This window comes from Archangium minus, assembly GCF_044360475.1.
Taxonomy (GTDB): domain Bacteria; phylum Myxococcota; class Myxococcia; order Myxococcales; family Myxococcaceae; genus Archangium; species Archangium minus.
Window position 1 is genome coordinate 12,924,778 of the sequence record NZ_CP043494.1, and the last position, 17,430, is coordinate 12,942,207.

The 17,430-nt window shown below is 68.8% G+C and carries 17 protein-coding genes; 5 read left to right on the top strand and 12 right to left on the bottom strand.

Annotated features, from left to right (window positions below):
• Positions 1-177: 177 nt before the first annotated feature.
• A complete protein-coding gene (locus F0U60_RS53360; RefSeq protein ID WP_395812227.1) occupies positions 178-1,230 on the bottom strand; it encodes an NAD(P)-dependent alcohol dehydrogenase in 1,053 nt (350 codons plus the stop codon).
• Between the two features lie 116 nt (positions 1,231-1,346).
• Between F0U60_RS53360 and F0U60_RS53365 the strand changes: the two genes are divergently transcribed.
• Positions 1,347-2,309, top strand: a complete 963-nt coding sequence (locus F0U60_RS53365) for a LysR family transcriptional regulator (protein ID WP_395812228.1) — start codon at positions 1,347-1,349, stop codon at positions 2,307-2,309.
• Positions 2,310-2,424: 115 nt separating this feature from the next.
• Here F0U60_RS53365 and F0U60_RS53370 read toward each other — a convergent pair whose 3' ends face one another.
• Positions 2,425-2,961 carry a carboxymuconolactone decarboxylase family protein gene (locus F0U60_RS53370; protein WP_395812229.1) on the bottom strand — a complete coding sequence of 179 codons (537 nt, stop codon included), beginning with the start codon at positions 2,959-2,961 and terminating at the stop codon, positions 2,425-2,427.
• Between the two features lie 130 nt (positions 2,962-3,091).
• Here F0U60_RS53370 and F0U60_RS53375 point away from each other — a divergent pair, with 130 nt between their 5' ends.
• Positions 3,092-3,664, top strand: a complete 573-nt coding sequence (locus tag F0U60_RS53375) for a MarR family winged helix-turn-helix transcriptional regulator (RefSeq protein ID WP_395812230.1) — start codon at positions 3,092-3,094, stop codon at positions 3,662-3,664.
• A 49-nt stretch (positions 3,665-3,713) separates the two neighbouring features.
• Here F0U60_RS53375 and F0U60_RS53380 read toward each other — a convergent pair whose 3' ends face one another.
• A complete protein-coding gene (locus F0U60_RS53380; protein ID WP_395812231.1) occupies positions 3,714-4,670 on the bottom strand; it encodes an alpha/beta hydrolase family protein in 957 nt (318 codons plus the stop codon).
• Positions 4,671-4,844: 174 nt separating this feature from the next.
• Between F0U60_RS53380 and F0U60_RS53385 the strand changes: the two genes are divergently transcribed.
• Both F0U60_RS53385 and F0U60_RS53390 read left to right on the top strand, forming a co-directional pair.
• Positions 4,845-5,672, top strand: a complete 828-nt coding sequence (locus F0U60_RS53385; RefSeq protein WP_395825868.1) for a helix-turn-helix domain-containing protein — start codon at positions 4,845-4,847, stop codon at positions 5,670-5,672.
• 28 nt (positions 5,673-5,700) lie between these two features.
• Complete coding sequence (locus F0U60_RS53390; protein WP_395825871.1) at positions 5,701-6,354, top strand: DUF2381 family protein; 654 nt, start codon at positions 5,701-5,703, stop codon at positions 6,352-6,354.
• A gap of 78 nt (positions 6,355-6,432) precedes the next feature.
• Here the strand turns inward: F0U60_RS53390 and F0U60_RS53395 are convergent, their stop codons facing one another.
• From F0U60_RS53395 to F0U60_RS53435, 9 genes are all read right to left on the bottom strand, one after another.
• Positions 6,433-7,065, bottom strand: coding sequence for an ankyrin repeat domain-containing protein (locus F0U60_RS53395; protein ID WP_203406454.1), 633 nt, complete (start codon positions 7,063-7,065; stop codon positions 6,433-6,435).
• A gap of 3 nt (positions 7,066-7,068) precedes the next feature.
• A complete protein-coding gene (locus F0U60_RS53400) occupies positions 7,069-7,854 on the bottom strand; it encodes a hypothetical protein (RefSeq protein WP_395812232.1) in 786 nt (261 codons plus the stop codon).
• A 1,394-nt stretch (positions 7,855-9,248) separates the two neighbouring features.
• Complete coding sequence (locus tag F0U60_RS53405) at positions 9,249-10,601, bottom strand: amidohydrolase family protein (protein ID WP_395812233.1); 1,353 nt, start codon at positions 10,599-10,601, stop codon at positions 9,249-9,251.
• Positions 10,601-10,945, bottom strand: a complete 345-nt coding sequence (locus F0U60_RS53410; RefSeq protein ID WP_395812234.1) for a hypothetical protein — start codon at positions 10,943-10,945, stop codon at positions 10,601-10,603. The genes F0U60_RS53405 and F0U60_RS53410 overlap by 1 nt, the downstream gene beginning before the upstream one ends.
• Before the next feature lie 215 nt (positions 10,946-11,160).
• Positions 11,161-11,628: an SRPBCC family protein gene (locus F0U60_RS53415; RefSeq protein WP_395812235.1), complete on the bottom strand. Its 468-nt coding sequence runs from the start codon at positions 11,626-11,628 to the stop codon at positions 11,161-11,163.
• A 35-nt stretch (positions 11,629-11,663) separates the two neighbouring features.
• Positions 11,664-13,004, bottom strand: coding sequence for a carotenoid oxygenase family protein (locus F0U60_RS53420; RefSeq protein WP_395812236.1), 1,341 nt, complete (start codon positions 13,002-13,004; stop codon positions 11,664-11,666).
• 19 nt (positions 13,005-13,023) lie between these two features.
• A complete protein-coding gene (locus F0U60_RS53425; protein ID WP_395812237.1) occupies positions 13,024-14,538 on the bottom strand; it encodes an MFS transporter in 1,515 nt (504 codons plus the stop codon).
• A 259-nt stretch (positions 14,539-14,797) separates the two neighbouring features.
• Positions 14,798-15,448 (bottom strand): response regulator, encoded by a 651-nt coding sequence (locus F0U60_RS53430; RefSeq protein WP_395812238.1) that lies wholly within the window; start codon positions 15,446-15,448, stop codon positions 14,798-14,800.
• On the bottom strand, positions 15,445-16,584 hold the full coding sequence (locus F0U60_RS53435; RefSeq protein ID WP_395812239.1) for a sensor histidine kinase: 1,140 nt from the start codon (positions 16,582-16,584) through the stop codon (positions 15,445-15,447). Before F0U60_RS53435 ends, F0U60_RS53430 begins: the two co-directional genes overlap by 4 nt.
• Positions 16,585-16,729: 145 nt before the next feature.
• On the opposite strand from F0U60_RS53435, the gene F0U60_RS53440 reads away from it, so the two are divergent.
• Entirely contained in the window at positions 16,730-17,428 is a 699-nt protein-coding gene (locus F0U60_RS53440) for a DUF2306 domain-containing protein (protein ID WP_395812240.1), read from the top strand.
• The last annotated feature ends 2 nt before the right edge of the window (positions 17,429-17,430 follow it).

Genomic DNA, 17,430 nt, shown 5'->3' on the forward strand with positions numbered 1-17,430 from the left:
GCAGGTGCGGGACGCAGTTCCATCTTATACGCACCCGCACGAGCTGCCCGGAGCGCAGAGGCTCTTGCACCTCCGGCTCGAAGGCGTACGCCAGGCCCGGCCCCTCGGCCGCGAGCGACGCGCGGGTCTGTTCTCGTTGGTGGCGACGCCGCCGCGCACCGGCACTCGCCAGTTCCGCTACGCGCGCTCGAGGCTCGCGATGTCGATGACGAAGCGGTAGCGCACGTCGCCCTTCATCATGCGCTCGTAGGCCTCGTTGATCTTCTGGATGGGGATGATCTCGATGTCCGACACGATGTTGTGCTTCGCGCAGTAGTCGAGCATCTCCTGCGTCTCGGCGATGCCGCCGATCATCGACCCGGCCAGGCGCTTGTTCCCGCCGATGAGCGAGAACGCCTTCACGGGCACCGCCTCCGGCGGCACGCCGACCACCACCATGGTGCCCTGGGGGCGCAGCATGCCCAGGTACTGGTTGTAGTCATGCGGGGCGGAGATGGTGTCGAGGATGAGGTCGAAGCGGCCCGACAGCTTCTTGAAGGTGTTCGCGTCCTTGGTGACCTCGAAGCCCTGGGCGCCCAGGCGGCGCGCGTCGGCCTCCTTGGCGCGGGACGTGCTGAGCACCGTCACCTCCGCACCCATGGACGCGGCGAGCTTCACGGCCATGTGACCCAATCCGCCCAGGCCCACCACGCCCACGCGGTCGCCCTTCTTGCAGTTCCACTGGCGCAGCGGCGAGTACGTGGTGATGCCGGCGCACAGCAGCGGCGCGGCGGCGGCGGGGTCGAGCCCTTCGGGCACCTTCAGCGCGAAGTGCTCGGTGACGACGATGCGGGACGCGTAGCCGCCGTAGGTCGGCGTCTTCCGGTCCATGTACGTGCTGTTGTAGGTGCCGGCCATGCCCCGCTCGCAGAACTGCTCCAGGTCGCGGCGGCACGTCTGGCAGTCGCGGCACGAGTCCACCATGCAGCCGACGCCCGCCATGTCGCCCACCTTCAACTTCGTGACGCGCTGGCCCACCTGCTTGACGCGGCCGATGATCTCGTGGCCCGGCACCATGGGGAAGATGGCGCCGCCCCACTCGTCACGGGCCTGGTGGATGTCGGAGTGGCAGACCCCGCAGTAGAGGATGTCGATGAGCACGTCATGGGGACCGACCTCGCGCTGCTCGAACGAGAAGGGCGCCAGCGGCTTTCCAGCGGCGGGGGCGGCATAGGCAGGAGTCTTCGGCATGGGGTTTTCCTTGGGAGTTTTCGTGGCCTGGGGGCCACGCGCCCCTCACGTATGCGCTCCGGGAACAGCGCGCGAAACTGGCAGGATTCACATGGGCCATTTAGGAATACTTCAAGATGGCCTTCACCCCGCTCAATGCCCTGAATGCGTTCCTCGCCGTGGCCCGGAAGCGCGGTTTCACGGCCGCCTCCGCCGAGCTCGGCATCTCTCCGTCCGCACTGAGCCAATCGGTCCGCCAGCTCGAGGAGCGGCTTGGCGTCCCCCTGCTCACGCGGACCTCCCGGAGCGTGGCGCTGACGGAGGCGGGGAGGCGCCTGCTGGAGAACGCCGGGCCGGCGGTGGACCAGGCGATGGAGGCGCTGAGGACGGCCGCGGCGCAGCCGGGGGAGGTGACGGGCCGGGTGCGGCTGACGGTTCCCACCATCGCGGTGTCCACCCTCATCGCGCCGCTGCTGCCACGGTTCCTCGCGCGCTACCCGAAGGTGGAGGTGGACGTCCGGGTGGAGGACCGTTTCGTGGACATCGTGGCCGAGGGGCTGGACGCGGGTATCCGGCTGACAGAGTCCATCGAGCGGGACATGGTGCAGGTCCGGCTGTCGGACGCGTGTCGTTTCGTGGTGGTGGCCGCGCCCTCGTACCTGGAGCGGAGGGGCACGCCGGAGACGCCGGACGACCTGCTGTCCCATGACTGCATCTGCATCCGCTCCACCACGACGTCAGGCCTCTACCAATGGGAGCTGGAGCGCGGGCCGCGGAGCTGGCGCGTGCCGGTGCGGGGGCCCGTCATCACCTCGGACATCCACCTGCTGCTGCGGATGGCCGAGGCCGGGGTGGGACTCGCCTATGCGTTCGAGCCCGTGGTGACGGAGGAACTGCGGCGAGGCACTCTGCGCGTGGTGCTGGAGCCCTACGCGGCGTGGGTGCCGGGCCTGTTCCTCTACTTCCCCAGCCGCGCGCAGGTATCGCCCGCACTGCGGGCCTTCGTGGACGTGGCCCGCGAGGCGGCGCCACGGAAGAAGAGGGAGGCCCCGGAAGGCGCACGGGGCCCCGCGAGCCCGCGCCCACCGCGAAAAGCATGACCATGGGCCGCGTGCCTGATTGGCGCGAACCAACAAGCCAGTCGGATGCCCCCCCGCGCAGGGCCCATGCTCCGGACCCGCGTCACGGGGAGGCATCCCACGCGAGCACATGCCCTCAGGCCACCTTGGGGAAGTCCACCTCGGTGCCGGCAACCACGTTGAGGTAGTTGGTGAGCACGTTCTGCGCGACCGCGGAGATGACCTCGACGAGCTCCGCGTCCGTGAGGCCCGCCTGACGAGCGGCGGCAAGCTGCCGGGTCGTGTCCGCGCCGTGCGTGTGCACGATGGCCAGCGCCAGGTCGAGGATGGCCTGCTCCCGCGGATTCGCCGCGCGGCCGGAGCGGAAACCGGCGAGCTCATCGGCCGGGACGCCCTGGAGCTTGCCGAGCGCCGTGTGCGCCGACAAGCAGTAGGTGCAGCCATTGGCCTCGGCCACGGCAATGGCGATGGCCTCCTGGGTGCGCGCCGGTAGCGAGGCCTTCCCCATCGCGCCGAAGTAGCCGGCCACCGCCTCGAGCGCCGCGGGCGAGTGGGCGAACGTCGCGAACATCTTCGGCACGCCGCCGAACTTCACCTTGAGTGCCTCCAACGTGGGCTTGGACGCCTCGGGGGTGGTGCTGGGGGTGACGGGGGCAATGGCGATCTGGGACATGACGGTGCTCCTGGGTGGAGAGCGGTCGGGGCCAGGGAGGCCTCGGCCGGTCTGTTGGTTTCGACTCGATACCAAATAGGAGCCTTGGGTTTTCTTGTCAAGAAGGTTTGGAGCCGATACCTTTCAGGCCATGAGTGCCGAATCCCTGTACACGCTGCTCGAGCGCATCACGAACCTGTTGCGCAACGAGGAGCGCGCCGTGGGACAAGAGCATGGGCTGCAACCGGTGCACCTGCAGGCGTTGCACTACCTCTCGGTGTGCAATCGCTACAGCAACACACCCGCGGGGCTCACGGAGTACCTGGGCCTCACCAAGGGGACGGTGTCGCAGACGATTGCGTTGCTGGAGGGCAAGGGGCTGGTCGAAAAGGAGAGCAGCAGCACGGATCGCCGTGTCACCCATCTACACCTGACGGGGGAAGGCCGAGCCCTGCTGGGGACGCTGCTGCCACCCGCGCACTTCTGCCGCACCCTCGAGGGGCTTCCGGACGGTGGCAGCGGGCTGGAGGCCTCGCTGACAGGCCTGCTCCGGGCCCTGCTGGTAACGCACGGTCAGCCGAGCTTCGGAGTGTGTGCATCCTGCCGCCACTTCCAGCGGGAGGCGCAGGGACGCTTTCGCTGCGGGTTGACGCAGGATCCGCTCAGCCGAGCGGACAGCGCGCTGCTGTGCCGGGAGCACTCGGCCCCGGACGTGTCGGCTTGAGGAGGACGTTCGACCTCGACAAGCCGGAGGGGTGCGCTTCGCCGGTTGCTTATTTGGACTCGACCCGTCCGAGCGGCTTGGCTACGCCAGTCAGCGCGTTTTGCGCTTCCTGCCAGGCGGGGTCTCCGGGGTAGAGCGCGGTGCGGAGGTAGGCCCAGGTGAGAAGCTGAACGGCAGCCACTCGCTCGGGGTTCTCGTCCGTGGTCTCGGCGACGTCATATCCCGAGACTCCGCCCAGCCCGTGCCCTGCGTCGAACAGGGTGAGCAGGGACTTGGGGCCTGGGGAGAGGAAGTAGGGATCGGCGTGCCAGTCGGCGCCTGCGTCCGTCAGATGGGGAGAGTCGTCCTTGTCGCCGGCGACCACGAGCGCGGGCGTCGTCATCTTGGAGAAGTCGATGGTCGAGAAGAAGGGGTAGTTCTCGGCTGCGAACTTGCTGAGGGCGTCGCCTCTGCCGGGCGCGGCGAGCAGCACGCCCGCCTTGATCCGGGGCTCGGAGAGGTTCACGTCCGTTCCGTCGTGGAGAGCCTTGTGCCGCGCGCCAAGCAGCAGGCTCGCGGTGTGCCCGCCCATCGAGTGCCCGACGACGGCCACCCTGCTTCGGTCCAAGCGCCCGGCGAGCGCGTCGACGGCGCGCTCGATCGCGTCGAGTTGGTCGAGGATGCGCTTCATGTCCTCGGCCCGCGCTCGCCAGTACAGAGGCGCATCGGGGTCATTGGAGTCGAGGGTGAGCGTCTTTGAGTCGAGATGGGTGGGCTGGATGACGACGAAGCCGTGTGCCGCGAAGTAGTTGGCGAGTGGGGCGTAGCCGTTCAATGAGGAGAGGTGGTTGGAGCGGCCATGACCGTGCGAGAGCAAGAGGATGGGCAGTTCGCTTCCGGTCACGGGCGCGGAGACTCGCACCTGGAGCTCAACGGCGCGGCCGGGAGCTGACAGCACGACTGGGCTGACCGACAGGACCGGCGTGGGTGCGCGGGCGGTGTTGGCTGCGGAAGTCGGTTCGCTCATGATTCTGATTTCCTTTCGTGGGCTCGGCCCCGTGAAAAGGCCCGGAGACGAGAGCGCGAACCATGCCGCGCGGCGCGATCCGTGAATTGGAAGGACCGGACATTTTCATCGTTCCTTCCGCGCCAGATTGAATGGCCGCAGTGGACGCGCAAGGATATGAAGGTGTCACGCACGATGGACATTGACGCCTTGACCTTCTCAATTTCCCGCTTCGTCGAGGACGTTCGCGGTGTCGTGCCAGTCGCTGGACACGCAAGTCACGAACGGCTGCCCGACGGAAGAACGATCCTTGTCTTTCGAGTGCTCGAGGAGGGTCGGAAAGGGGATGTGTGCGTCGCGGGCCCGCGAACGCAGGCGCTGTTCAAGAACGCAACCGGCGTCACTCGGGCGGTCATCCTTCAGTTCAAGCCAGGCTGGTCGGCGCAGCTCCTGGGCGTGGCAGCGAGCGCACTGACGGACCAGATCGTGCATCTGGAAGACATCTGGGGCCGTTCGGGCGGCGACCTCTGCCTCGAGCTCCTTGCGGCGCGAAGCCTGCCGGAGATGCTCGACCGAGTCTCCCACGCGATCGCCCTTCGTGCCCACCAGACGTTCGACCCGGCATCGGCACGGCTCGCTCGCCGCGCGATTCGCTTGCTCGAAGGAGACGAGGTTCGAGTGGAGAGCGTGGCGGAGCGGCTTGGCGTCACGGCGCGGCATCTTCGCCGCGCCTTCACGGAGAGCGTCGGCATCGGGCCGAAGGATTTCGCGCGGGCCATTCGCCTGCAGCGTGCCGTGGGGATGGCGGCGACCTCGAAGGACTGGGGACGCATCGCCGCAGACGCGGGTTATTACGACCAGGCGCACCTCATTGCCGACTTCCGAGCGCTCGTCGGGCTCACACCGGGCGCCTTCGTGAAGCGGGCGGGCGATCGGGGCGTTCGGTTCGGCTCCTGCGAGGCGGAGGCCGCTCTCCACGACACCCCGGAGCGACTCGGGCTCGACTTCCAGCGCCCGACGTGATCTCTCCAGCCGTCGGACCGCGCCTGAGCTGACAGACGGAGATCCACACCCAGAGCGCACGCTACCGCCACGCTCCCACGAGACTCCGCCAAGCCCGCTCTGGGAGTGCCAGAGGGGGACGCGCCGGGTGGAGGTGTTCCGGCAGCCGCGCCCGCCCGACGTGCTCAAGAAAGAGCGCGACGAAGCACAGGCCGAAGCGCGCCAGTGCCAGGAGGACAAGGCGCGGCTTCTGGCCGAGCGAGAGGGGCCGGGTGGGCTCATGGGGGCCGCGTGGATGGAGCGGGCTGGGAGCCTCGCGTCTCTGCCCCTTGGCGGGGAGTTGAAGCGCCATCCGGCAGACGCGCTCAGGTGGGATAAAGCCTGGAGCTACAGCTACACCCGCCCGGGTGAGGCCCACCCGGCAAGCGTGGCTGTGCGGCTGAGCCTGTCAAACCCCGGCGCGGAGCCCTGGACGCAGGCGGGGGCGGCGCTGGTGGACTCGGCGGGGGAACAGGTGGAGCTAGCCCGTTGGCCACTGGCGCCTATCCCCGCGAATGGGGCCGGTGCCGTCGTGGTGGGCATCGAGGGGGAGCGCGCGCAGCTCGGCTGCCCCTGCACCCTCAAGCTGTGGGGGGCAGCCGGGCCGCGCACCGTCACCCTTGGGAACGTCACCTTCCCGGTGTGCCAGCAGGCGGGGCCCTGAGCACGGCCACCGCGAGCCGTGCCGAGCCTCAAGGGCTGCGCGGGCGCGTCCGTGAGCCCGAGGCGGGCGACCTCCGTTCTACAACGGCATGCGGTCCTTCGCTCCTCCGAGCAGTTCGAACGCGGCGTCCCATTTCTGAGGGTCGGAGTCATCGCGTGGCGGCAGGCGGTCACGAGTGGGCTGTCGGTTATCGTCTGGGGCCTCTGGGTCCGCGCCCGCGTCGAGAAGTAGTCTCATCATCGGAATGTCCAGCCGCGATATCGCAATCCCGAGCGCGGTGCATCCAGTCAATCCGCCCCAGTCATTGATAGTCTGTGTGGCACCCGCGCCCAGCAGGAGAGAAGCCATTTCCACATTGCCCAGCTCCGCGCACGCCCGCAGCGGCGTATCGCCTTCACTGCTGCGCACATTGGGTTCGGCCCCCGCTTTCACGAGCACGTCGACTGCCGCTAGCTGGTTTTCGCAGACCGCCTCCAACAAAGGGGTCCTGTCCCGCTCGGCATCCCATGCGTTGACATCCGCGCCGTGCTCAAGAAGCGCCAGGAGCACACTGAGTTCGCCTCCATCGGCGAGTGCGTGGATGGCCACTTGCAACGGAAGCAGTCCCGGCCACTCCTGCTGTGGCTCGTTCGGATCGGCCCCTCCCGCCAGCAGCGCCTTGACCCGGGCCGTATCGTGCTGCTCGATCGCTGCGAAGAGTTCTTTCGACATGATTCACTTCTCCGCCATCGGATGACCAGGGGCACAATTCTTTGCTTCGAGTTTCTTGATATTCGCAATGCCCTGTTCGAGTTCGGTCATTGTTATATCGTGGCCCGGGTCGGGCTTGCCTCCAAAGCACTCCTTCTCAATCTCCCACCGTTTCTCCAGAACTCTTTTCATCGATTCAAGACGCAGCCGGATCCTGGAACACGGCACCTTGTCCAGCTTCTCTACGTTCTTCGATCTAGGCGCCTTCGGATCGTAGGGAGGAACTAACTTCATAAGCAGCTTTTTTTCCGCCTCAAGCTCGTCGAGCCGGCTGTTCTTGCAGGTCTGATCCGGGTGGCGGGGAACCCGGTCGTACTCCTCCACACTGGTGTAGGGATTGCCCGTCACCGGATTGGTCGCAGTCCGCCAAGGGGTGGGAGCCGAGACCGCCGCAACCGGGTCCGAATCAACGTCCGGCACGACCTCCTCTGCTTCCTGACGCTCAAATTCCTCCATGAGCCGCCGCGACTCCTCCGCCACCTCCCGCAGACGGGCCTCATACTCCCCTTGAGCGTCGACCCACTCCAGGCGACGGTCGATGTCCGGCCCGGCGGTGCTGGAGGGGTAGAGCAGGACGAGGCCCACGAGCAACGGGCCCACGCGGGGGAGGAATTCAGCCATCGTCCTGGCGCGTCCCGCCTGCGCGACGCCCTCCGCCCCCCTCACCACCTCGGCGGCCTGCCCGCTCGCTTTCGCGGCGCGCGAGAAGCGTTCGAAGGCCCGTTCCGCCGCGGTGAGCTTGCGGTTCAACTGTTCCCACTGACGCGGCTCGATGTCTTGGCGTGCCCGAGATAGCAGTGCCCTGGCCTTGTCCAGGTCCGCCTTTCCAATCCACGACCGTTCCGGTGTCGGCTCCATCGGCGAAGAAACGAGCCGGATGCGCGGGCCCGGGGTGGGAGTCGACGCGAAGGCATGGGGCCGTGGCATCGACCGCGGGGCGGGCGCGCTCGCGCAGGCTGAGGCCAAGAGCAGAAGTACAAGGCAGGCTCGGAAACGCATTGGTGGGTCCTCCCTTTGGGCTAGGACCTGGCGGGTCCTGGCGGGGCCGCTCGGAGTATGAAAGGGCGCCCCGACACTACGGACGAGCGCGCCGGGGGCACGAAAGGGGCCAGGGTTGCCGCAGCAGCAACTCGGGCCAGGGCGAGCGCGAACACAGCAGGCAGCCCATGCTCGGGGGCAGTGCAGGCTCTAGGGCGCCAGGTTGCACGCCCCGGCCATGGCCGGTGAAACCGTGAGGCGCGCACCTGGACCGCGCTAGGAGACTCCAGCGGCGCGGCTGCTGGGGCTCGGGGCTTGGTGGAGGGAACGACACACGTCAGCCGCATTCGGGGCTGTGGAAGGCTCCAAGGCGGTAACGGTGCCAGCCGAGCGCGCTCTCACGGATAGTGCAGGGACAGGCGATCGCTTGCCCATAGCCGGGGGGATACCGGGCATCCAGGGCGCTCGTGCCTCAACTAGCGTCCCTGTCATTGCTCCGGTTGAAACCTCGCAGCAGCTAAGGGTGTTGAGCTAGTGCAACCAACCACGCGAGTCAGTGCCTGCCCAGCGGACGAGCAGGCACACGACGCTTGCGAAGACCACACGGAAGTAGCCTGCCTGCTCGCTCCTGCTCAACGCCCTCTGAGCGGTTCAACCAGGGGCTGGTTCCGAGCCATCTTTCCCGACCCCACGTAAAATGGGGTTCGACCATGAGAGGAGGAAAAGACCCTCTTCCTCTGGAATCTCCGGCTCTTCGAGATCTGAACCAGCTATGGGCTACAACGTCTTGCGTTCTCTGCTCGGCGGCCTCGCACTGCTCGTCCTCCAGTGGGAGAAGTGCCTCTGGACTTTTGTCGGCTTGCCCGTAGCTGGAGCGGTGCCGAGCATCCAGGCCGTTCCCGCCTCGGCTGGCGCCCCTAGACTCGTTCCGGTTGAGCCCTCGTAGCCGATAGAGCCGATGCCCCTTGCCGCAGCAGCCCCGGCACAGGACTCCGCCAGCGGGAGCGAGCTGCACGTTCAAGGACGGCCCCAGCAGCGGTGAGCCACACTGCCCTGGACCCGGTGCGGCGTGGAGCAGGGGCACGGGCCGGTCGAGCTGCTCCACCGCGCGCCCCCCGCTTCGCCACGGCCGCCGAGTTGGAGCACGTCATGAGAGCGCGGCTGGCTCAGTTGGGGCCCTCGGCCTGTCCTTCCCCGGCCCGGGCGTCCAGCACCACCCGGCCCTCCTTCATGACGAACCGGACCTGCTCCAGCGCGCCCAGGTCCTTCAGCGGGTCCCCCTTCACCGCGAGCACGTCCGCGAGCTTGCCGGCTTCGAGGGAGCCGAGCCGGTCGTGCAGGCGAAGCAGCTCCGCCGCGTTCACCGTCGCCATGCGCAGGATGTCCACCGGTGACAGGCCCGCCTCGGCATAGGCGGTGAGCACCCGCCGGCTGGCCTGTCCCCGCGTCAGCCCCGGTATCGCCCCGTACATGTCCGAGCCCGCGGCGAGCGGCACTCCCGCGGCCGCCGCGCGACGGAGGCGCTCGTGCTGCCGGGCAATGCCCTTCTTGCAGCGCTCCTCCAGGCGGCGCCGGAGCTCCGGGTCGGCCGCCGTCGCCCCGACGCTGACGCAATCCGCCGCCGCGATATCGGTGGGCACCAGGAAGATGCGCTTGCGCGCCATGGTCGCCAGCACGTCCTCGGGCAGCGAGTACGCGTGCTCGACGGAGTCCACTCCCGCCTGGACCGCGAGGCGCACGCTGTCGTCGTTCGTGGCGTGCGCCGCCACCGGGCGCTTGCGGCGGTGCGCCTCCTCGGTGATGGCCTTCAGTTCCTCCAGGGTGAGCAGGTTGGGGCCGTTGTCGATGATGACCTTGATGCAGTCCGCGCCGTCATAGAGCGCCTGCCGCACCGCGCGCCGGGCTGCCTCCACGCCCGAGACGGTGGCGTACTCCTCCTCGATGAGGCCCTGCGCCAGCGGCTGGAGCGTGTCCATCTGCCCCCCGGGCGGCGCGAGCGCGCGGGTACACGCGGAGAGGCGCGGCCCCGTCACCCAGCCCTCCTGGATGGCCTTGCGCAGCGCCACGTCCCCATTCCGACCGGAATTGCCCAGATCGCGCACCGTGGTGAAGCCGGCTTCCAGCATCTCGCGGCCCAGCTTCGCGCCCAGCAGCGCGCGCTCGGCGGTACTCGTCCGGGCCACGTAGTCCAGGAGGGAGCCATCACTGTCCAGCGGGACCTCCAGCAGCAGGTGCGAGTGCGCGTCCACCAGCCCTGGCAGGAGGGTGACGTCGCCCAGGTCGATGACCCGCGTTCCCGGAGGAATGGGGAGGCGGGTGCCCACGGCCTGGATGCTCGGTCCCTCGACGAGGACGACCGCGTCCGGCAGGAGCCGGGCGTTCTTCCCGTCGAAGAGTCTCGCGGCGCGCAGCGCGAGGCGCGCGGGCCCCTGGGAGTCGGGCGCCTGGGCCCGGGCGGGCTCCGAGAGACTCCAGAGCAGGACCACTCCAACGACCGCCAGCAATCGCCTGGAAAACATCACGCGGCTCCTCCGCAGGGGGCTCCCCACCCTCCCCCGGCCGCCACGTGAAGACAAGCGTGCAGGGAAAAGCCCTCCTGGAAGGCGCATCGGGGCTGCTTTCGGGGAGGGAGCCGGACGTCCACCTCCAGCCAGCGCAGTCGCTGCTGCAGGGAATGCGCTTGGTGGGCATGCTGTGCGTCCTCGGGCCCTTGCGCGGGCAGGGCCCCTCTTTTCTCCAGCAGCCGCAGCACCCGGTGTGGAAAGGACAGCGTCCATTGCCGGTAGGGCACGTGCGGCAGCACCCGCTCCACCAGGTGCACCGCCGTCACATGCGCCCGCTTCGCGTTACAGGAGGGACACACCCCTCACCCCTTGAGCCCTGGATGTACCTCTGTGGACCAAGGAAGAAGGCCGCAGTGACCTGACTCTTTCGTTGACGGCGAGCAAGCAGGGCGAAACCTACACAGTCGAAGTGGACGATCTGCACGTTCTCTAGGCTTTCGCGCTCGCCTCGCTGCGGGCTCGATTCCACAGGACGCAATGGGAGGGTTCCGACATTGCGGGTTTTGGGCTCAACTCAACGGAGAAGAGCGATGACACCCTCTCTGGCCTCGACCTCGGCGCGGAGATGGCCGAGCCATGCTGTGATGGCGGCCTTGAGCAGGCCTCGCATGGTCTCGGGGTCCTGCTGGGCGATTTCTCCGCTCCAGGACTCGACGGTACGGACCAGGGTGGTCCGGCCAGTCGGGTCACCAGGCTCGAGAGTCCATACATGGATGCCAAAGATTCCATCGGTGTCGCCCGACCAACCCAGCCGCTTGCCGGGTACAACCTCGCCAATGGTGGAGACGATGGCGAGTCCAGCGGTTGTCCACCGGAACGTCGCGCCAACCGCTACCGCACCGTCCAGGACGGCGGTGTTGATGTCGGGGTTCCAGTCCGGCCACCGGTCAATCTCCGTGAGCAGGTTCCAGACGCGGGCGGGTGGCGCCAGGACCCGGACCTCCTCGGCGACGATGATGGGGGCATTTCGGTCAATGTCCATGGACGCCTCGAATGGGGTGGGAACGAGAGCCAGGGTCATGCCTCCGTCGGCATCCACGAGCCGTGCACGCCACCGGGGACGTGGCGGGGGAGCTCAACCACCGCCACGGGCTCGCCAGCGATGTGGGTGGCGTCGAGCACGAGCAACTCCGCCGGCGACTGGTCGGCGTTGCTCACCACGGTGAGGATGTAGCCGGCGTCCTCGCGGGTCGCTCCGGCCGCGGGCACGAATACCCCTTCGCTCGGCAGTTGCCCGGGGTTGAAGGTGCGGAGCTGACGGGCGCCCGTGGTCAGGTCGTGCTTCGCCATGGCCCAGGGGCCCCGCTCGCCACCGGGAAGCGCGAGGGCGTACCCGTACCGGAAGGGCTGCCCGACCACAGCGGGACTGACGGTGGGGAACTCGACGATGAGGTCATCCACGGTCTGGGTGCCGATGACTCCCTTCTGGGGGTCGATGGTCCAGCGCCTGTGGCTCGCCCCGTTCAGGAGGCTTGGACCACGGTCGGCACGACCTGCCCACCAGGCCGTCGACCGCACCCAGCCGGCGCGGTCGAACGCGGGGGCGTCGAGGATGACCCTGCCCTCCGCGTCGTCGTAGGCGTTGGTGACGTGAAGGACGTAGAGGGGGTCGACCTCGAACCAGCGGACGGCTCCGCTCGCGCGGGACATGATTCCGATTCGTGCCGGGTAGTTGTCGTTCCATGTGTAGGGCATGCCCGACGTGTCGTTCATGTCGAACACCACGGGCATGTCGAACCAGACGATGTGGCGCTGGGTGATGGCGAAGTCATGCATCAGCGATGGGCCGGCACCGGGCACCACCTCCGCCCGGATGATGTCTCCCTGGGGTGAGGCGACGTAGTAGGTGAGGTACGGCGGGAAGGGTCCATAGCCGAAGAAATGGAGCTCTCCGGTGCGCGGGTCGATCTTCGGGTGGGCCGTCATCGGAGTGGTGAGCTTCCCTGCGAAGTCGAACACGCCAACGGTGTCGAGCTCGGGCGTGACCTGGAAGGGAAGGCCCGCCTCGTTGAGGGCGAGAATCCGGCCCGCGTGGCTGATCGCATGGGTGCCAGCGGAGTGGGCGGTGTAGTCAGGGCCATGTTCGGTCATGTAGGGCGCGCCCTGGAGGGCGGGCGTTCGGACCCAACGGTTGCGGTAGGCTTCGGCTCGCCCCTCCTGGAGCCGAATTCCATGGAGCATGCCACTGCCCTTGAACCAATGAATCGGCACGACACCCGGCATGGGATTGTGGCCGTTGCGCACGAGCTGCCCATTGAGTTCGGGCGGCAGGGAGCCTCGTACTCGCAGGTGGGTGGCGGTGATTTCGTCGGGGACTGGCGTGAACGGACCGGTCAGGAATGGAGCGTGGGTGGTCATGTGCGTGTGTCCTTGCGGGTCAGGGGTTGTGGGTGACAGGTGAAGCAAGCGCCGCCGGCAGGGTGGGGGCGCGCAGCGCCAGGAGCGCGGCGAGGCCTGTGAGCAGCGAGGCGGCGAGGAATGCAGCGCGGTAGCCCTCGGTGAGGGCGGCCACTCCGGGCTCCGCGGCGCTCCCGATGCGGCTGGCGGCAAGTGACATGAGCAAGGCCAGGCCGATGGCTCCGCCGCACTGGCGTGTGGTGCTCACGAGCCCGCTGGCCAACCCGGACTCAGCCAGTGTGACGCCGTGAGTGGCGAGGCGGGTCAGTTCGACAGAGGCGATGCCGAGGCCGGTGCCAACCAGGAGCGAGGGGCCGAGGAGGTGTGCGACGAAGGTCCCTTCGACCGGGACTCGGCCGAACCAGGCAAGCCCGACGGTGAGGAGCAAGAGGCTGGCGACGAGTGTCTTCCTGGTCCCCATCCGCTCGGTGATGCGGCGGACATAAGCCGAGGCGGCCATGAGCGTCACGGCGAGCGGCAGTTGCGTGAGCCCGGTTCGGAGCGGGCCATAGCCGAGGACTTGCTGCTGGTAGAGGGGAAGGAAGAAGAACAGCCCCATCCAGGCGCCCCCCACGAGTGTCATGGCGGCGTTGGCGAAACGCACGCTCGGGTTGGCGAAGATGCGGAGATGCACCAGCGGTGCCGCACTGCGCCGCTCGACCTGGACGAAGGCGACGAGCAGGAGCGCCCCGGCCGCGAGGAGCCCTATCGTGCGGGCCGAGAGCCAGCCGCCGTGCGTGGCGCCGGCGAGTCCGTAGGTGAGGAGACCGAGCGCTCCGGTGACCAGGAGGGCACCGGGGGCATCGAAGGCTGGCCGCTCGGAAGGCCTGGGGGAAGCGACGACCCAGGAACGGGACATGGCCAAGGCCACGATCACGACCGGGACGGCGACAACGAACACCGAGCGCCACCCGAATGTAGCCGTGAGCAGCCCTCCCGCGATGACCCCTGCGGCACCGCCCGCACCGGACACACCCCCCCAGATACCGAGAGCCACTCTCCGGGCATCACCATCCGGATAGCGGGTGAGCGCGATGGACAGCGCCGAGGGAGACATGACGGCGGCGGAGACACCCTGCAGGCCTCGGGCGGCGATGAGAGAGCCGGCCCCAGGCGCCAAGGCGGCGGCGAGCGAGGCAATACCGAAGGCGGCAAGGGACACCATGAAGACCTGGCGGCGCCCGAGGATGTCGGCCGCCCTCCCGCCGGCGAGGAGGAATCCGCCAAAGGCCAGGACGTAGGCGTTGACCACCCAGGTCAGTCCGGTCGGCGAGAGCCCCAGGCCGCTGTGAATCGACGGCAGCGCGACGTTGACGATGGAGGTGCTCAGCACCACGGCGAACTGGGCCAGGGCCAGTGGGACGAGCGGCCGGAAGTCGCCGACGGAGGCACCGGCCGAGGACGATGCTGGCGCCGGTTCTACACCCCACGCCCGCCAGGAGGCGCTGGGAACATGCTCTTCATGACGCGCTCCTTCGTTAGTCGCTGTCACCATAGTTATATGGTGTAACTCCGATAACCGCATGAAGCAAGCGCGTAGACCTATTATTTCTCAGGTCCATGTCCCACCCCCTCTCTGGGACGCCCAACGGGAGACAGCGGTCCGGGAAGTGGTTGAGGCGTCGACAGGGCACGCGCCCTCCGCGCACCTGGCCGCGTACGCCTCCGCCTACCGTGGGCGTATAAGCAGGAGAGAGGCGGTGTTGAGGGAGCTGGCCGATGCGTGCAAAAGCATCGTGCAGGGCACCAGGCGCCTACAGCAGCCCCAGCTCCAGCGCCTTCAACACCGCTCGCGTCCGATCCCTCACGCCCAGCTTGGACAGGATGCTGGACGCCTGGTTCTTCACGGTGCCCTCGGCCGTACCGAGCGCCTCGGCGATCTCCCGATTGCTCAGGCCGCGCGCCATCAGCCGCAGCACCTCCAGCTCGCGCCGGGTGAGTCCCTCGGGGAGGTCCGCGCTATCGAAGGGCGCGGGCCTTCCCTCCAGCGCCCGGGCCGCCCGCTGCGCGAGCGCCGCCGGCAGGAGCGTGTCCCCCCGCGCCACCCTCCGCACCGCCTCCGCGAGCTCCGCGAGCGGCACGTCCTTGAGCAGGAAGCCCTGCACGCCCGTCCGCAGCGCCTCGAGCACCACCACGTCATCATCGAACGTCGTGAGCAGCAGCACCCGCGTCCCCGCCAGCGCCGCGTCCGAGCGCAGCCTCCGCAGCAGCCCCAGCCCGTCCAGGCGTGGCATTCTCACATCCAGGAGCGTCACGTCCGGGGACAGCTCGGCGATGCGCGCGAGCCCCTCCTCTCCATCACCCGCCTCGCCCACCACCTCCAGGTCCGGTGTGAGCTCGAGCAGGCTGCGCAGGCCCTGCCGCACCAGCGCGTGGTCGTCCACCAACAGGACCCGTGTCTTCACGTCGCCCCCTCCGCTCGCACCACCTGACAGGGAAACCACGCCTCCAGCTCCACACCACGGCCCGGGCCCGTGCGCACCTCCAGCCGGCCCCCCAGGGATGAAGCGCGCTCCCGCATGCCGCTCAGGCCCGAGCCCGGCACCACGGGACCGGCGAGCCCCGGCCCGTCGTCGCGCGCCGTTACGCGAATACCCTCGGCCTCGGGACGGACCTCCAGCCACACCTCGCTCGCGTGCGCGTGCCGCAGGGAATTGGTGAGTGCCTCCTGCACGCAGCGCAGCAGCGCCCGGCGAGCCCCCGCGCTCTCCAGCACCAGCACCTCCGGCGCGCTCAGGCTCACCCGCAGCCCCGGCACCCCGGAGGCCAATGCACGCAATGCCGGAGCCACGTCCTCCGGCCCGCTCTCGCGCAACTCCGTCACCGCCGCGCGCACGTCACCGAGCAGCCGCCGCGCGACCTCCTGTGCGCGCCGCACATGCTCGGCGCCTGGTCCCTGCACCGTGTACGCGGCCGCCTCGAGGTTGAGGCTGAGCGCGGTGAGGTGGTGCCCGAGCGAGTCGTGCAGCTCGCGGGCGATGTCCAGCCGCTGCCGCTCCCCCTCCCGCTCGACGAGGTCCGCCTGCGCGGCCTTCAGCGCCACGTGCGCGGCCGCCAGCTCCGCGCGCGCCTCCGCCTCGCTCCTCGCGAGCCGCGCCACGCTCATCGCGAACGCCTGAAAGCCCAGGTAGACGGCACACACGAGCAGCGCGCGCATCACCGGGAAGCTCTGCAGATAGATGACGAGCGCACCGAGCGTCTGGGCGCCGACCCACACCCAGCCCAGCGGCCTCCGCCCGAAGAACGGCGCTTGCACGGCCGTGAGGGTGAGCAACGCGGCCTCGAAACCCGTGGGCCGGGCGGCCAGCACGACGAGGGCACACACGACCTGCAGCAGCAGCCAGCGTGTCTCGCGCCGGGGCGCGCGCAGCTGCACCACCAAGAAGCCCACGGCGAACAACACATAGGCCACGGCCCACACGACACGCAGCGGCAGCGAGCCATCGCCCTCCAGCAACGCCAGCACGCCTGGGATGCCCACCACGGCCCATGTGAGGAGTGCGACGGCCTGCAGCCGGTAGTGGTGGAGGAAGCGTCCCATGCAGGGACGGCAGTGTACAGACAACCTCCCGGCGGGGGTCATATGCCGGAAGTCATACGGGCGCACATAGCCCGGGTGGCACATGTGCCGCAGCCCCCCGCCCCCTACTGTTCCCCGGCGTCGCACCCACCCCGAGGAGACCCGGATGGAAGCCCTGTATTCGCCCTTGCGCCTCGTTCACATCGCGTGCGGAGCCGTCGCCTTCGCCACACTGTGGCTCCCCCTCGTCGCGAAGAAGGGCACGCTCCTGCACCGCAAGGTGGGCATGGCCTACGTCATCGCGATGCTGTGCTCCGCGGCCACGGGCATGGCGCTCTCCAGCATCCAGGTGGTGCGCAACTGGCCCGCGCCGTCCCCCATGTCCTTCTTCCTCGCGTACATCGGGCTCATCTCCGCCAACGCCGCCGTGGTGGGCGTCCGGGTGCTGCGCTTCAAGCAGCGGACGGAGGCGCACCGGCACCCGGGTGACCTCGCGCTCACGGGGGGCACCGTCCTGGCGTCCCTCGCCATCGCGGGCCTGGGCCTCCACACGGGCGCGATGCTCCTCGTGGCCTTCGCCCCGGTGGGGCTCATCACCGGGATGGGCCAGCTCCTGTATTGGGTGCGCCCGCCCAGGGAGCGCATGCACTGGTGGTACCAGCACATGGGGGCGATGTTCGGCTCCGGTATCGCCACGCTGACGGCGTTTCTCGTCCTCAACTCCCGCCACTTCGGGGGCAACGCCACGGCGATTGTATTCTGGCTCGCGCCGACGCTCATCGGTCTGCCCGGCGCACGCCTCTGGGAGCGCGCCTACCGCCGTCGCTTCGCGGGCAAGGCCGTGGGCCTGCCCGCTCAGGGCTGAAC

Bases quoted from the DNA above. Each gene is read 5' to 3' on its own strand.
- F0U60_RS53380 (WP_395812231.1), bottom strand. From the start codon at position 4,670: ATGAGCGAACCGACTTCCGCAGCCAACACCGCCCGCGCACCCACGCCG.
- F0U60_RS53385 (WP_395825868.1), top strand. From the start codon at position 4,845: ATGGACATTGACGCCTTGACCTTCTCAATTTCCCGCTTCGTCGAGGAC.
- F0U60_RS53415 (WP_395812235.1), bottom strand. From the start codon at position 11,628: ATGGACATTGACCGAAATGCCCCCATCATCGTCGCCGAGGAGGTCCGG.
- F0U60_RS53370 (WP_395812229.1), bottom strand. From the start codon at position 2,961: ATGTCCCAGATCGCCATTGCCCCCGTCACCCCCAGCACCACCCCCGAG.
- F0U60_RS53395 (WP_203406454.1), bottom strand. From the start codon at position 7,065: ATGTCGAAAGAACTCTTCGCAGCGATCGAGCAGCACGATACGGCCCGG.
- F0U60_RS53425 (WP_395812237.1), bottom strand. From the start codon at position 14,538: ATGGTGACAGCGACTAACGAAGGAGCGCGTCATGAAGAGCATGTTCCC.
- F0U60_RS53375 (WP_395812230.1), top strand. From the start codon at position 3,092: ATGAGTGCCGAATCCCTGTACACGCTGCTCGAGCGCATCACGAACCTG.
- F0U60_RS53435 (WP_395812239.1), bottom strand. From the start codon at position 16,584: ATGGGACGCTTCCTCCACCACTACCGGCTGCAGGCCGTCGCACTCCTC.
- F0U60_RS53365 (WP_395812228.1), top strand. From the start codon at position 1,347: ATGGCCTTCACCCCGCTCAATGCCCTGAATGCGTTCCTCGCCGTGGCC.
- F0U60_RS53405 (WP_395812233.1), bottom strand. From the start codon at position 10,601: ATGTTTTCCAGGCGATTGCTGGCGGTCGTTGGAGTGGTCCTGCTCTGG.
- F0U60_RS53420 (WP_395812236.1), bottom strand. From the start codon at position 13,004: ATGACCACCCACGCTCCATTCCTGACCGGTCCGTTCACGCCAGTCCCC.
- F0U60_RS53440 (WP_395812240.1), top strand. From the start codon at position 16,730: ATGGAAGCCCTGTATTCGCCCTTGCGCCTCGTTCACATCGCGTGCGGA.
- F0U60_RS53360 (WP_395812227.1), bottom strand. From the start codon at position 1,230: ATGCCGAAGACTCCTGCCTATGCCGCCCCCGCCGCTGGAAAGCCGCTG.